Consider the following 14,633-nt stretch of genomic DNA (forward strand, 5'->3'; position numbering starts at 1 on the left):
CATGCAGACGAATTTTTCCGACGAGGCGCTGCGCCAACCGCACATCCGCGAGGCCGACCGCGTCCTGCGATCATGCGTGCACTGCGGCTTCTGCAACGCCACCTGCCCGACCTATCAACTGCTAGGCGACGAGCGCGACGGCCCGCGCGGGCGCATTTACCTGATGAAGGAGCTGCTCGAAAGCCGCGACGATGACGACCAGGTCACGCAAGAAACGCAAACCCACCTCGACCGCTGCCTGAGCTGTCGCAACTGCGAGACCACCTGCCCCTCGGGGGTCGAGTACCACAAGCTGCTCGACATCGGGCGCGCCGAAGTGGACCGCCGTGTGGGACGCTCTGCCAAGGAGCGAGCCCTGCGCTACGGGCTGCGCAAGGCGCTGGTCGAGCCCCGGAGGTTTCAAGCGTTGCTCGCCCTGGGCCAGACCTTCCGACCGCTGGCGCCGACCTCGCTGAAGGCCAAGATTCCGCCCCGCGCGTCCCGCGCGGGACGTACCGCGCCCGCGGCACATACCCGCCGCATGCTCGTGCTCGAGGGCTGCGTGCAACCGGGATTGTCCCCGAACACCAATGACGCCGCGACCCGCGTTCTCGACCGGCTGGGCATTGCCCTGAGTTCAGCCCCCGCGGCAGGCTGCTGCGGCGCCATCGACTATCATCTCAATGCCCAGGAGGCTGGCCGCGAGCGCATGCGGGCCAACATCGACGCCTGGTGGCCATACATCGACCAAGGCGTCGAAGCCATCGTGCAGACCGCCAGCGGCTGCGGGGCGTTCGTCAAGGAATACGGCGACATGCTCGCCGACGACCCGCGCTACGCCGACAAGGCCAAACGCATCAGCGCCCTGGCCAAGGACCTGGTGGAAATCCTGCGGGAAGAAGACCTGGACGCATTGGCGATTCACGGCGACGCACGACTCGCCTTCCATTGCCCTTGCACGCTGCAGCACGCCCAGAAATTGGGCGGCGCGGTGGAAAGCGTGCTCGGCCGCCTGGGGTTCACACTGTCCCCGGTGCGCGATCCCCATCTATGCTGTGGATCGGCGGGGACCTACTCGATCACCCAGCCCGCCTTGGCAACACAGTTACGTGACGACAAGCTCGACGCGCTCGAGGCCGGTCACCCCGAGCAGATCGTCACCGCCAACATTGGCTGTCAGACTCACCTGAGCGGCGCAGGGCGCACCCCGGTCCGGCACTGGATCGAAGTCGTCGATGAGGCGCTGACATCGGCACCGAATGACGAGGCGCGGACAGCATAGCTCGTAGCTCACATTTCCCACAGGAGACCTGCATGAAAACTCAAGCCGTACTCGAACTCAGTGACGTCAACCGGCTGCTCGACGCCGGGCAACAGGAAGCCGAGGCCAATGGCTGGGCGGTGACCATCGCCGTGGCCGATGCCGGCGGCCATCTGCTCGGCTTGCGCCGCCTGGACGGCGCAGCCCCGTTCAGCGCCGGGATTGCCACCGAAAAGGCCCGCAACGCCGCCATCGGCCGCAAGGAAACCCAGGCCTTCGAGGACATGATCAACAATGGCCGCACCGCCTTCGTCAGCGCGCCGATGCAGGCGCTGCTCGCCGGTGGCGTGCCGGTGATCGTCGAGGGTAATGTCATCGCCAGCGTCGGCGTTTCCGGCGTCAAGCCCGATCAAGACGTGCAAGTCGCCAAGGCCGCCGTCGCCGCCTTGGCATGACCCTTCGCTCGACGTGAGACACGCCGCAGGCGTGTCTCCGCTTCCCTATCCTTTCCTCCACTTCTCCCTTATCGGCCCTGCAAGATCGTTTTTTCGTTGCCATACTCGCTAGTCACATACTTACTAGCCACCATACGATGAGTTCGCGACGTATCGTATTCTTCGTAGGTGGGTGACCGCAGGAGGAGTCAGCATGGCACGTTCGCTCACGGATGATGCAGTACACGGCCAGCAAAATGCGCACGATGCGCCGGGCGGCGGCTGGCAATCGATCCAAGCTACCGAGACGCATTTCCTGCGCGAGAAAGTGCCCTTCAAGGGCAATGCCTTGATGCTCAAGATCAATCAACCCAAGGGCGGATTCGAGTGCCCTAGCTGTGCCTGGCCCAATCCAGCAAAGCCCGGCCCGGCGGAGTTCTGCGAGAACGGCGCCAAGGCCGTCGCCTGGGAGGCTACGGCGGCACGCACCACCCCAGAGTTCTTCGCCAGCCACACGCTAACGGAACTTCTTGACTGGTCGGATCACGCGCTCGAGAAGCAAGGCCGGTTGACGCATCCCATGCGCTACAACGCCACTACCGACAAATACGATCCCATCGACTGGGACACGGCATTTCGCGAGATCGGCGAGCGCCTCAAAACCTACGATCCCCAGAAAGTCGAGCTTTATACCTCGGGGCGCACCTCCAACGAAGCGGCGTTTCTATGGCAGCTTTATGGGCGCATGCTCGGCACGCACAATTTCCCGGATTGCTCCAACATGTGTCACGAGACGACCACCGTGGCGCTCCCTCAGAGCATCGGTGTGGGCAAGGCCACCACTACGCTGGAGGATTTCGAGCACGCCGATGCGATTTTCATATTCGGCCAGAACGCCGGCACCAACAGCCCACGCATGATGGGCCTGCTCCACGAGGCGCGCCAGCGGAACGCCGAGGTCATCACCTTCAATCCGCTACGCGAGCGGGCGCTGGTCAAGTTCGCCAATCCGCAGACGCCCAAGGACATGCTCACCAACCACGGTGTGCCGATCAGCTCACAATACCATCAGGTGCGCATCGGCGGTGATATCGCCGCCATTCAAGGCATGTGTAAACGCATTCTCGAGGCCGATGACGCGGCACACGCCGAGGGCCACCAGGGGGTGATCGATCATGAGTTCATCAGTATGCACACCGCCGGTTTCGAAGCCTTCGCTACGCACTGCCGGGCGTTGCCCTGGGAACGTCTCGAACGCCACAGTGGCCTCGAGCGCGCGGCCATGGAGGAAGCCGCCGAGGCATGGATGCGTGCCGAGCGCGTTATCTGCTGCTGGGGCATGGGCATTACCCAGCACATACGCGGTGGCGACAACGTCCACCAGATTCTCAATCTGCTGTTGATGGGCGGACATATCGGTCGCCGGGGGGCCGGCGCCTGCCCGGTACGCGGCCATTCCAACGTCCAGGGCGACCGCACGGTGGGCATTTTTCACAAGTCGGGCGAGGCCTTCCTGTCGAAGCTGGATGAGGTCTTCGGCATCGACTGCCGTCGCGAACACGGTCACGACGTGGCGCTTTGTTGCGAAGCCATTCTGCGCGACGAGGTCGACGCCTTCCTCGGCATGGGTGGCAACTTCTTCCGCGCGATTTCGGATCAGGCGCGCGTCGCCGCACGCGTCAAACATATTCCGTTGACCGTGCAGATCGCCACCAAGCTTAACCGTAGCCATCTGCTCCACGGCAAGGCCGCTTACTTGCTGCCGCCTTTGGCGCGTACCGAGAAAGATGTCCAGGCCGGGGTCGAACAGACCATCACCATCGAGGACGGCATGTGCAACGTGCAAGGCTCGACCGGCGCACTGGAGCCAGCCTCACCGCATTTACGTTCGGAGATCGCCATCGTCGCCGGGCTAGCGCGGGCCACGCTCACCCCCAATCCCAAGGTCGATTGGGAGTGGTTATGCGAGGATTACGCACGCATTCGCGACAAGATCGAAGCCACGCAGCCCGAGACGTTTCGCGACTACAACCGCCGGCTCGACGCAGAAGGCGTGTTTCATCTCGATATCGCCGCGCGTGACCGTCTCTGGCACACCGACTCGGGTAAGGCTAATTTCCTGTTTCCCGGCGACATGCTCACCGAGGACGACTCTGCCCCCGACGACACGCACTTCCAACTGCTCTCGATCCGCGGCCACGACCAGTACAACACCACCGTATATTCATACGACGACCGTTATCGTGACATTTATGGCACCCGCAGCGTGGTGATGATGAACCCCGCGGACATGGAGAAACACGGCTTCGAAGCGGGACATCGCGTTACGTTGACCGCCGTCAGCGACGATGGCATCGAACGCCAGGTATCCGGTTTCAAGCTCATCGCCTATGATTTACCCGAGAACTGCCTGGGCGCGTACTACCCGGAAGTGAACGACCTGATTCCAGTCACCAACCGGGACCGCCAAAGCAATACCATCGCCGGAAAATCGATACCGGTCACCTTGTCGCTGATGTCGAGCGAGGAAGTCGAAAACGCCACGGGAATGCTCGCCACGAGTTAAGCGCCCGTGAGTCCAGCGGCTACAACCGTCGGGCAGCAAGGATAGCCAGTACCTTGAGTCGTTCCGCCGTCGGAGAATCGCATTGCGGCCGACGGCGGAATGGTCTTTTTAATCGGCACGCAGTATTTTTTTGCCACGCATTGTCTAGATTTATCACCCCACCCTTAATGTAAATTTTAAATACACAATATTCTCTTATCACTAAACACATGGCCTAATAATACCAACATAACCATCATTGACATAAATACACGCACGCTCTTAAATAAAGACATAATTAATACTAGGGAGCAAGGGTGATGCGCAGCCTGAATAAACAACAAACAGACAGTGTTTTCATATTGCTTGAGAACACCCGTTGTTCGAGCGATCACCGTGCCTCGTTGTTGTTCGAAAACCCTGAATACGAGGTTATTTGTTACCGCAACGATGCATTGCAAGGCGCCTTGCGCGAGCTCGACGAGCTGCGTGAGCAAGGCTACTACGTCTGCGGCTATCTCGCCTACGAAGCGGGATACGCGCTTGCCGACAAGCCAGATTTCAAGTTTTGCAAGCGCACCAAAAGCGATACCCCTCTCGTGCATTTCTATGCGTTTCGCGACGTGCGGCGTTTGTCGCAGCACCAAGCCAGCCGACTTCTCGAAGCACGCACGCCCGACACGACACCCGCGGCCATTCGCCACTTGGCGCTCAACGCGCCACGCGAAGAGTATCTCGATAATATCGGAAAAATAAAATCCTATATACGAGAAGGCGATACTTATCAAGTCAACTACACACTAAAATATCGTTTCGAATATCAAGGCGCGCCCGTCGCCCTGTATCGAAAACTCCGCAGCCGCCAGAAAGTCGAGTTCGGTGGATTGCTCAACTTTCCGGAGTATGCGGTGCTGTCATTATCGCCGGAACTCTTCCTGCGTAAACAAGGCACGGCGCTGGAATCCAAGCCCATGAAGGGCACTTTCCCACGCGGCACATCGGCCGAAGCGGATGCCGAGATCCTCGACACGATGCGTCACGACACGAAAACACGCTCCGAGAACGTGATGATCGTTGATTTGCTGCGTAACGATGTCAGCCGCGTCGCCTCGCCGGGCTCCGTGGCGGTCAAAAATCTGTTCGAGATACAGACTTTCGAGACGCTGCATCAGATGATTTCCACCGTGACCGGTAAGATCGACACCAACGCCAGGATCGAACAGGTATTCCGCGAACTATTCCCCTGCGGCTCGATCACCGGCGCCCCCAAGATACGCACGATGCAGATCATCGAAGAGCTGGAGCGCGAGCCGCGCGGCGTCTATACCGGCGCGATCGGTTACCTGACGCCGCACAACGATTTCTGCTTCAACGTGCCCATCCGCACCTGCATCGCGCATGCCGACGGCCATGCGGAGATGGGGGTTGGTGGCGGCGTGCTGCATGAGTCCAACCCTGAGGCCGAATACGAAGAATGCCTGCTCAAGGCGCGATTCCTGAGTGGGCTCAATCGGGACCTGCAACTCATAGAGACCATGCGTTACCAGGCGGATAGCGCCCATATCGAGCACCTCGAGAAACACCTGCAACGGCTGTCACTCGCGGCACACGACCTGCACTTCGTCTACGCAGCCGCCAGCATCCGACTGGCGCTCGCCGAAGCCATCGACGGACTCGATCAAGACACACGAGTGCGCCTTGCCCTGGCCCATGACGGCCAGTTCGATATTACCACCACATCGCTTGGACCCGAGGACGAAGCGCCATCTGCGGCGCGACTGGGCATCAGCGAACACCCCATCGACCAACACGCCTTCCTGCTGCATTACAAGACCACCGCACGCGATCTCTACGACAGCGAATATCGGCGACATCAGACTCAAGGCGACTATGACGTCGCCTTCCTCAATCACGAAGGCCGGGTCACCGAGGCCAGTCGCCATAACCTGTTCATCGAGAAGGACGGCATGCTGCTGACGCCGCCGCTCGACGAAGGCGTACTGCCCGGCATCGCCCGTGACACGCTCATCGAAGCGAGTTGCGAGCGCTGTTGCGAACGCCCGATCACGCCGCGGGATCTACTCGACGCCGACGCCATATGGCTGACCAACGCCGTGCGTGGCGTCATACCGGTCACGCTCAGCGATCAGGCCATACAAACCCTCACCGCCTGTGCGGGCCAGGAGGCTACCTATGCTGTGTCTCATTGATAACTACGATTCGTTCACCTACAACATCGTGTCCTACCTCAACCAACTCGGCGTCCAACCCTGGATCGTCAAGAACGACGCGATGACGCTTGACCAACTGGCGAGCCACGATATCGAGGGCATCTTGATCTCGCCGGGGCCCTGCACGCCATCGCAGTCCGGCATTACGCTCGAGGTTATCAAGGCCTACGCGGGCAAGGTCCCGATTCTGGGCATCTGCCTGGGTCACGAAGCGATCGCCGAGGCCTTCGGTGGGTATATCGAGCACGCTCGCGAGGTCATGCACGGCAAGGTATCGCACGTTCACCACGACGGACGTGGCGTATTCACCGGCGTCAGCCAACCGGTGCGCGTGACCCGTTACCACTCGCTAATCGTCACCCGCCAACGCATGCCCGCGGATTTCGAGATCAGCGCCTGGACCTGTGACGCACAGGGCAATATCGAGGACGTCATGGGCATTCGGCATCGCGACCTGGACATTGAAGGCGTGCAGTTTCATCCCGAGTCCATCCTCACCGAGCATGGCCACCTCATGCTGGCGAACTTTCTCCGCCGACTCGATCAACATCGCCCATCGCTAGGAAAAGCGGCCGGCTTCTAAGTAGATATTTTAGGGAAAGATCCACATGTACACCGGCACCGAAAACCCCACGACGGCGTATGAAAACGAGATACTCGCACGCCTCACCGAAAACTGGAATCAGCGCGTCGCGGTGCGCAAGGCGCGGCTCGATCTGAATGATTATTACGACACCACGGCGCCGGACTTCCCACCGTCGATGGTGCCCTTCTGGGACGACCCGCGTTTCCAAGCCATCGACGAAGCGGACAAGCGCCGTGTGCTCGCTGGCGCCTGGATCAACTACAACGAGAAGACGATCTTCATCGAAGACAAGGTCATCAATCCCATGTGCTCGTTGCTGCTGCGCGATGCTCTGCCCGGCGTCGGCGATAGCGTGACCAAAAAAGCCATCGCCCAGACCCAGGTGGACGAGCAGTTCCACATTCTGATGTGTCTGGAGGTCTGCAACTGCGCGCGCCACCAGCACCGGCTACAAGACCTGCACATTCCCACGCCGCTGCTCGAGCAACGCATGGAGACAGCGCTTTCCAAGGCGGACAACGAACGCGAATTCGCCCTGATCCGGATGGCCTATGCCACCGTGGCCGAGATGACCATCAACGTGTTCTTGAAACGTCTTTCGCAGGACCGCAGCATCCAGCCGCTCAACCGCCTGAACACCGAGCTCCACCGCCAGGACGAGGCCTCGCATGCCGCCATTTTCGGCGAGATTGCCCGCGCCGTTTACGAGCGCCTCGGGGCCGGACAGCAGGCCATCTTTCGCGCCCACCTGATGCGCGCCATCGACGACTTCATCGAACTCGACGTGGGCTTCTGGCGCGCCATTCTCGACTATCTGGCGATTCCCGAACGCGAGAGCATACTCCACGACATGGCCGCAAAGCGCCGCACGAACAGCTCACTTCGCGATTACAGCGCATTGGTCAAACTGTTGCGGCAGATCGGTATTCACGAGGGATCGAGCTTCGTTTTCCAATAACACGACATCGCGCGAACGGAGGCCACGCCTTGGCGCCCAATTCAAGCGCCAAGGACAGTTAAAACAGGACTAGGCGCAAGCTCAGCGCGCGTGGAATTCGCGCCCGGCCAGAGTCGGCGCGATCACGCCCGCGCGCACCACGAAGTCGCCGAATGCCTCTCCCGCCTCGCGTTCGGCAGCATAGCGCTGAATCAACGGCGTGAGCTCCTCGAGAATGGTCGCCTCATCGATGTTCTCGCGGTAGAGCTTGTTGAGGCGCTCGCCAGCGAAACCACCCCCCAGATAGAGGTTATAACGTCCCAAGGTCTTGCCCACGAAGCCGATCTCCGCCAGATAGGGCCGCGCGCAGCCATTCGGACAGCCCGTCATGCGCACGATAATGGCGTCGTCGCCCAAGCCCGCGTCCTGCATGATCGCCTCGAGCCGGTCGATGAGTGACGGCAGGTAACGCTCGCTTTCGGCCATCGCCAAGCCACAAGTGGGGAATGCCACACAAGCCATCGCGTGACGGCGCAGCGGCGTCGTCTCGAACGTCATCGCGTAATCCGCCAACAACGTGTCGATGGCCTCGCGACGCGCCTCGGGCACCTGAGTGATGATCAGATTCTGGTTGGTGGTCAGCACGATGTCGCCATCGTGCGCCTTGGCGATCTCGCGCATGCCCGACATGAGTTGTGCCCCTCCATCGACATCCGCCAGGCGGCCGTTCTGAACGAACAATCCGTAGTGCCAAAGGCCATCCTCGCCTTGATACCAGCCCAGCCGGTCGCCGTTATGGGTGAGCGGCAATTCACGCGCTGGCGCAAGCGACTCGCCCAGGAACTCCTCGACTCGCTCGCGGAAACCGTCGACGCCCAGGGCCTCGACGGTATATTTGAGGCGCGCTTGCTTGCGATCGTGGCGATTGCCGTTATCACGCTGCACGAGCATGATCGCTTCCGACACAGCTGCCGCGCGATCCGGCGTACAGTAGCCGACGATGTCGGAAAGCCGCGGGAAGGTCGCGGTCTCACCGTGCGTCATGCCCATGCCACCACCGATGCAGACATTGAAGCCCTTGAGCTCGCCCGCCTGTACGTCGGCGATAAAGCCGACATCGTGAGCGAACACATCGACATCGTTCTCAGGCGGAATCGCCAGCGCGACCTTGAACTTGCGCGGCAGATAATGCCGCGTATAGAGCGGCTCGACCTCATCACCGGTTTCCTGAGGCCCACCCGCCACACGCTCCTCACCGAGGAAAATCTCGTGATAGGCCCGAGTGCTCGGCAGCAGGTGAGCGCTGATCTCGTGCGCGAGATCGTAGACCTGACGGTGCACCGGCGAGCGGTGCGGGTTGGCGGTGCAGATCACGTTACGATTGACGTCGCCACAGGCGGCGATGGTGTCCAGCATCGCTTTATCCAGTGCCTGCAAGTGGCCGCGCAGGTTTTCCTTGAACACCCCGTGATACTGAAAGGTCTGACGCGTAGTGATGCGCAGCGTGCCGTTGGCATAACGACTGGCGTTGTCGTCCAGCGTCAGCCACTGCTCAGGCGATACCCGCCCGCCGGGCAAGCGCAGGCGCACCATGAACGAATACAGCGGCTCCAGCTTGCGATGGCGACGGTCGTCACGCACATCGCGGTCATCCTGCTGATAGAAGCCATGAAACTTGGTCAGCTGGGTATCCGCTTCATTGACCGCGCCGGTGGCCCGGTCGGCCAGGCTCTCCTCCAGGGTGCCATAAAGATAGTGGCTCTCGACCTTGAGCCGTTCGTTGGGGTGCAGCTCGTCGAGCGACACGTCACGCATCTTGGCGATGATATCCATGTCGGTCTCCTCAATAGACGTCGCGCTGATAGCGCTTTTGCTGCTGCAGATCACGCAGGTACTCGGCAGCGGCTTCCTCGTCGTATTCACCCTGCTCGCGAATCACATCGAGCAAGGCCTGGTGGACGTCCGGCGCCATGCGTTCGGCATCGCCGCACACGAAGACATAGGCCCCGGCCTGTAGCCAATCATAGAGGGTGGCAGCCTGTTCGCGCAGGCGGTCCTGCACATAAACCTTGTCTTGTTGGTCGCGGGAAAACGCCACGTCCAGTCGCGATAGAAGCCCTGACTTGCGCCATTGCAGCCATTCGGCCTGATACAGGAAATCGCTACGCCGCCGCCGGTCGCCGAAGAACAGCCAGTTGTCACCGCTCGCGCCACGCGCTTCACGCTCCTGCATAAAGGCACGGAACGGCGCCACACCGGTGCCGGGGCCGATCATCACGATGGGCGTCGCGTCATCGTCGGGCAGTTTGAAGTGCTTATTATGGTCGATGTAGATCGGTACTGAATCGCCGGGCTGCACGCGGTCGGCGAGATAGGTCGTCGCCACACCGCCGCGCGCGCGACCATGGGTTTCATAGCGCACCACCGCCACCGTGAGATGCACTTCGTCAGGGGCCGCCGCCTGACTCGAGGCAATCGAGTATAAGCGTGGCGGCAACTTGCGCAGCGCGCGAATGAAAGTGTCCGCCTCCAGCCCCTCGACCGGAAAATGCTCCAGCACATCGATGATATGCCGCCCCTGCAGCCATTCGCGCAGCTCGTCGCGCGATTCCTCGTCGAGCAGACGACGCAGCTCGGCATCGTCACTGATCTCGGCCCAGTGGTTGAGGAAGGGACGCGTCAAGGTGGTGACCTCGAAATCGTTGAGCAAGGCATCGCGCAGCTGACGCCCTTCCTCGAACGGTGCCTCGCCATCCAGTCGCAAGGCGGCCAGCAATTCATCGACATAAACAGGATCGTTCTGCGGCACGATACCCACGGCGTCGCCGGGATGATATTCCAGACCCGATTCCTCCAGGGACAGCTCGACATGCAACGTCTGCTTGTCGGAATCCTGGGTATTGAGCGGCTGCGACTCCAGCACTTCCGCCTGGAAGGGATGCGAACGCGAGTAGGTCGCGGCTGCGCCACCGGACGCACCCGACGCCGGCCCCGGCGCAGCACTCCCCGAGAGCGCGGCGAAAGCCTCGAGTGTCGCGTCGATCCATTGCGTGGCAGCCTCTTCGTAGTCGACATCAGCGTCGACCCGCGCACACAGGCGCTGCGAGCCCAGGGCCTCAAGCCGCGAATCAAGCACCTTGCCGGACTCGCAGAAATATTCGTAGCTGGCATCGCCGAGTCCAAAGACGGCGAAGCGGTGGTCGTCACTCAAACGTGGCGCCTTGCGACCCGCCAGCAACTCGTAAAAGCCCAAGGCGCTATCCGGCGGGTCGCCATCGCCCTGAGTACTGACCACCGCCATCAGTCGAGTGGCCTGCTTGAGGTCTTGCTTACCGAAGGACGCCATATCCTTCAGCTCGACGTCGAGCCCCCAGGCACGCGCGCGCTCAGCCGCCTGCTCAGCCACGCCTTCGGCATTGCCGGTCTGGCTGCCGAACAGCACGGTCAGCGGCTCACCGGGCGTCGAGGCCGGCGATTCAGAGACCGCCGGCGCGTCATGCGCATCAAGACCGGCCAGATACCCTTGCAGCCAGGCACGCTGTCGGGCGTCCAGATCGGCCAGCGCGTCATTGAGCCGCCGCGCCTGATCGGCGCTGAGGGGGCTGTTCGATTCGGACAAGCGTCCTTGCGACATTGAACCTCTCATCGTTGCGTAAATGCTCGGAAAACGAAGACCTCTAGACTAGCAAGTCTGAAAAGAATGAAAAATTCTAAAACGCGATCCTCATATTCTTTAAAGGACTAAAACACCCAGCCGCTCGCCTAGGCCATCGTTCGCCTGCGAACCGCCTAGCCTTCATGGTGTCAGCTCTCTAGACTAGGCCCATATCTTGAACGCTTCATCCATCCAAGGAGACACCATGAGCGATGCCGCCGTCACCCCCCAGTGGATCGATATCACGTCCCACGACGGTCAGACCTTCAAGGGCTATCTAGCCCTACCACCTGCCGGCAAGGGCCCCGGTATCGTGCTGATTCAGGAGATCTTCGGCGTCAATGCCCACATCCGCAGCGTTGCCGAACAATACGCCCAGGACGGCTATGTAGTGCTCGCGCCGGATGTCTTCTGGCGTCAGGAGCCGGGCGTGGAGCTCACCTATGAAGGCGCCGACATGGACAAGGCCTTCAAGCTCGTCGGCGACATCGACTTCACGGTGGCCGTCAAGGATCTCGCCAGCACGACCCAGGCATTGCGCCAGCGAGCCGAATGCGAAGGCGACGTCACCGCCATCGGCTACTGCATGGGCGGCATCCTTGCCTATCTGGCGGCCATCGAGGCCGGCGTCGATCGTGCGGCGAGCTTCTACCCCGGCGGCATCCACAAGCATCTGGACAAGGCATCGCGTCTCGACGTACCGGTGCAGTTCCATTTCGCTGGCAACGACGGGCATATCCCCGCCGAGACCGTCGACCAAGTCCGCACCACCTTCGCCGACCGCGACGACGTCACAATCAACGTCTACGACGGTGCCGATCACGGTTTCAACTGCTGGGCACGTAGCGCCTACCACCGTCACGCGGCTGCGCTTTCCCATGGTCGCACCCTGGTCTTCCTCGAAGGCCAGGACTGACCTCGGCGAGGCCCACGATCCCGAGAAACCCTCGCCTGAGGGTTTCTCGTCACCAACGAACGGACGCCCCGGCGTTTTCCATGGAGTCCCGCATGTCATATCGCCTCTTTATCGCCAATAAGAACTACTCGTCCTGGTCCATGCGCGCATGGGTGGCACTCAAAGCGCTCGATATCCCCTTTGAAGAGGTACTGACACCATTCGAGGGCGCCGGCCTTCAAACGGCTTTTACATCGTTCTCGCCCACCGCCAAGGTGCCGTGCCTGCATGAGGGCGACAACGTGGTCTGGGACTCGTTGGCGATCATCGAGTATGTCGCCGAAGCCCACCCGGACCTCTGGCCTCAGTCACGAGCTGCTCGGGCCTGGGCACGTTGCGCTACCGCCGAAATGCATTCCGGCTTCCCGGCCTTACGTGACGAATGCTCCATGAACTGCTCGTTGCGGATTGAACTGGGCACGCCGAGCGAAGGGCTTCAACGGGACCTGAATCGGCTCGAGACCCTGTGGTGCGAAGGCTTGAAACGCTTCGGCGGCCCGTGGCTGGCGGGCGAACGTTTTACGGCCGTCGATGCTTTCTTCGCTCCGGTAGCAGTGCGCATTCACGGCTATGACCTGCCGCTCGGAGAAACAGCGCTAGCCTATGTGCAACGCCTACTCGAGCACCCCAGCGTCGCTGACTGGATATCTCAGGGCATCGCCGAGCCCTGGGTCGACGAGCCCCATGAGCAGGACTGCCTACGCGGCCGGCGCGTCCTTGCAGATCGCCGCGCATAATCACCACGCTCCCGCACCGCTCACCGAGCGGTGCGCTCTTCCACCGCAGATCGATGATCGACGAACACCTTGTTTCATCATATAGAACGCCTGTGTCACCGCCACCGCCCCGGACACGCCTGCTTCGCCACTTCCCATCTCAAAATATTAATTTAAAAACAACAAGTTAATAAATTACGAACCACCCCGAACATTACCTCGTAGGACACGAGGTCAATGAAGACATGCCCGCTCGGCACGGCGCCGCGAACCGGAACACGGCCGGCAACCTCATGAGATGGCTTCTCATTTACATTTGTTCTCGTTTACTATTCCACGCATTCGAGCACAGGACACCTGCATCCGGTATCGGTCTGCACGGTATTCACCATCAGGAGCCCCTCATGACATCGCTACGACGCCTTTGCATGGCGGCGGCCGGCATCGCCGCGCTATCCGCGACACTCCCGACCTACGCCAAGTCCCTGGAGACCGCGTTCGGAACGGTGGAGGTCGATGACGATCCCACGCGTGTCGTCACGCTTTATACCAACGCGTTGGATACCGCACTGACGGCGGGCGTGACCCCATTGGGAGCGGTCGCTACCCGCGGCGGCGATGGTGTGGCACGTTACCTCACCGAGAAGGCCGGGGACATCGATATCGTCGGCACGCCGCGCGAGACCAACATCGAAGCCGTGGCGGCGCTTACGCCGGATGTCATCCTGGCCTCTCCGCAACTCCCCGAGGCCCAGTACGAACTGCTATCGCGCATCGCGCCGACCGTGGTGCCGGATGTCGAGCCCTACCAAATGGATAGCTGGGAGAATGAGGCACGGATCTATGGCGAGGCACTCGGGCGCAGTGACGCCATCGATGACGCCATCGCCGAGGTCAATGCCAAGGCCGAGACGTTGAGCGAACGTCAGAACGGCTCTCCGAGCGCCAGCTTGATTCGCTGGATGCCGCAAGGCGCGCTCGTGATGGCGCCGCAAATCTTCTCCAACACACTACTCAGCAAAAGCGGTTTTGCGGTCGACGACGGCGGTACTGTCAAAGGGGGACGCCCACACAGCGATCCGCTAAGTCTCGAAAACCTCTCACGGATCGATAACGATTGGTTGTTCCTGGCCACGCTGAACGCCGAAGGTGACGAGGCTTACGCAGCGGCCAAGCAATCGCCGGCCTTCGAGCGTCTCGATGTCGTCCAGCGCGATCAGGTAGTCACCGTCGATGGCCAGTTGTGGACCAGTGCTACCGGGCCGATGGCGGCAACGGCAATCCTCGATGACCTCGCCTCCGCCATGGATGCGGCCCAATGATTGCGTCCACGG

Annotated in this window: 11 protein-coding genes; 9 read left to right on the forward strand and 2 right to left on the reverse strand. The window is 61.1% G+C overall.

From position 1 onward, the window contains the following. Position 1 precedes the first annotated feature (1 nt). From glcF to SR908_RS04150, 6 genes are all read left to right on the forward strand, one after another. The gene (gene glcF, locus SR908_RS04125) at positions 2-1,261 is read left to right on the forward strand and encodes a glycolate oxidase subunit GlcF (RefSeq protein ID WP_246920111.1); all 1,260 of its coding nucleotides are present in this window, start codon (positions 2-4) and stop codon (positions 1,259-1,261) included. Positions 1,262-1,293: 32 nt separating this feature from the next. After that, positions 1,294-1,695, forward strand: coding sequence for a heme-binding protein (locus SR908_RS04130; RefSeq protein WP_075368099.1), 402 nt, complete (start codon positions 1,294-1,296; stop codon positions 1,693-1,695). A gap of 193 nt (positions 1,696-1,888) precedes the next feature. Continuing rightward, on the forward strand, positions 1,889-4,240 hold the full coding sequence (locus tag SR908_RS04135; RefSeq protein WP_246920109.1) for an FdhF/YdeP family oxidoreductase: 2,352 nt from the start codon (positions 1,889-1,891) through the stop codon (positions 4,238-4,240). 299 nt (positions 4,241-4,539) lie between these two features. Next, a complete protein-coding gene (gene pabB, locus SR908_RS04140; RefSeq protein ID WP_246920106.1) occupies positions 4,540-6,429 on the forward strand; it encodes an aminodeoxychorismate synthase component I in 1,890 nt (629 codons plus the stop codon). Next, positions 6,413-7,033 (forward strand): anthranilate synthase component II, encoded by a 621-nt coding sequence (locus SR908_RS04145; protein WP_246920104.1) that lies wholly within the window; start codon positions 6,413-6,415, stop codon positions 7,031-7,033. Before pabB ends, SR908_RS04145 begins: the two co-directional genes overlap by 17 nt. A gap of 25 nt (positions 7,034-7,058) precedes the next feature. Continuing rightward, on the forward strand, positions 7,059-7,994 hold the full coding sequence (locus tag SR908_RS04150) for a diiron oxygenase (protein WP_246920101.1): 936 nt from the start codon (positions 7,059-7,061) through the stop codon (positions 7,992-7,994). An 81-nt stretch (positions 7,995-8,075) separates the two neighbouring features. On the opposite strand, the gene SR908_RS04155 is transcribed toward SR908_RS04150, so the two are convergent. Next, a complete protein-coding gene (locus SR908_RS04155) occupies positions 8,076-9,806 on the reverse strand; it encodes an NADPH-dependent assimilatory sulfite reductase hemoprotein subunit (RefSeq protein WP_246920100.1) in 1,731 nt (576 codons plus the stop codon). Positions 9,807-9,816: 10 nt separating this feature from the next. Continuing rightward, the gene (locus tag SR908_RS04160) at positions 9,817-11,607 is read right to left on the reverse strand and encodes an assimilatory sulfite reductase (NADPH) flavoprotein subunit (protein ID WP_246920098.1); all 1,791 of its coding nucleotides are present in this window, start codon (positions 11,605-11,607) and stop codon (positions 9,817-9,819) included. A 226-nt stretch (positions 11,608-11,833) separates the two neighbouring features. Between SR908_RS04160 and SR908_RS04165 the strand changes: the two genes are divergently transcribed. The 3 genes from SR908_RS04165 to SR908_RS04175 all read left to right on the forward strand — a co-directional run bounded on the left by SR908_RS04165 (position 11,834) and on the right by SR908_RS04175 (position 14,621). Then, positions 11,834-12,544, forward strand: coding sequence for a dienelactone hydrolase family protein (locus SR908_RS04165; RefSeq protein ID WP_246920094.1), 711 nt, complete (start codon positions 11,834-11,836; stop codon positions 12,542-12,544). A gap of 92 nt (positions 12,545-12,636) precedes the next feature. Further along, complete coding sequence (locus tag SR908_RS04170; protein WP_246920092.1) at positions 12,637-13,320, forward strand: glutathione S-transferase family protein; 684 nt, start codon at positions 12,637-12,639, stop codon at positions 13,318-13,320. 383 nt (positions 13,321-13,703) lie between these two features. Further along, the gene (locus tag SR908_RS04175; RefSeq protein WP_246920089.1) at positions 13,704-14,621 is read left to right on the forward strand and encodes an ABC transporter substrate-binding protein; all 918 of its coding nucleotides are present in this window, start codon (positions 13,704-13,706) and stop codon (positions 14,619-14,621) included. The last annotated feature ends 12 nt before the right edge of the window (positions 14,622-14,633 follow it).

Origin of the sequence: Chromohalobacter canadensis (genome assembly GCF_034479555.1) — a bacterium.
Taxonomy (GTDB): domain Bacteria; phylum Pseudomonadota; class Gammaproteobacteria; order Pseudomonadales; family Halomonadaceae; genus Chromohalobacter; species Chromohalobacter canadensis.

Excerpts from the sequence above, each read along its gene's own strand:
- SR908_RS04145 (WP_246920104.1), top strand. The coding sequence starts at position 6,413 with ATGCTGTGTCTCATTGATAACTACGATTCGTTCACCTACAACATCGTG.
- SR908_RS04175 (WP_246920089.1), top strand. The coding sequence starts at position 13,704 with ATGACATCGCTACGACGCCTTTGCATGGCGGCGGCCGGCATCGCCGCG.
- SR908_RS04160 (WP_246920098.1), bottom strand. The coding sequence starts at position 11,607 with ATGTCGCAAGGACGCTTGTCCGAATCGAACAGCCCCCTCAGCGCCGAT.
- SR908_RS04155 (WP_246920100.1), bottom strand. The coding sequence starts at position 9,806 with ATGGATATCATCGCCAAGATGCGTGACGTGTCGCTCGACGAGCTGCAC.
- SR908_RS04135 (WP_246920109.1), top strand. The coding sequence starts at position 1,889 with ATGGCACGTTCGCTCACGGATGATGCAGTACACGGCCAGCAAAATGCG.
- SR908_RS04170 (WP_246920092.1), top strand. The coding sequence starts at position 12,637 with ATGTCATATCGCCTCTTTATCGCCAATAAGAACTACTCGTCCTGGTCC.
- SR908_RS04165 (WP_246920094.1), top strand. The coding sequence starts at position 11,834 with ATGAGCGATGCCGCCGTCACCCCCCAGTGGATCGATATCACGTCCCAC.
- SR908_RS04130 (WP_075368099.1), top strand. The coding sequence starts at position 1,294 with ATGAAAACTCAAGCCGTACTCGAACTCAGTGACGTCAACCGGCTGCTC.
- pabB (WP_246920106.1), top strand. The coding sequence starts at position 4,540 with ATGCGCAGCCTGAATAAACAACAAACAGACAGTGTTTTCATATTGCTT.
- glcF (WP_246920111.1), top strand. The coding sequence starts at position 2 with ATGCAGACGAATTTTTCCGACGAGGCGCTGCGCCAACCGCACATCCGC.
- SR908_RS04150 (WP_246920101.1), top strand. The coding sequence starts at position 7,059 with ATGTACACCGGCACCGAAAACCCCACGACGGCGTATGAAAACGAGATA.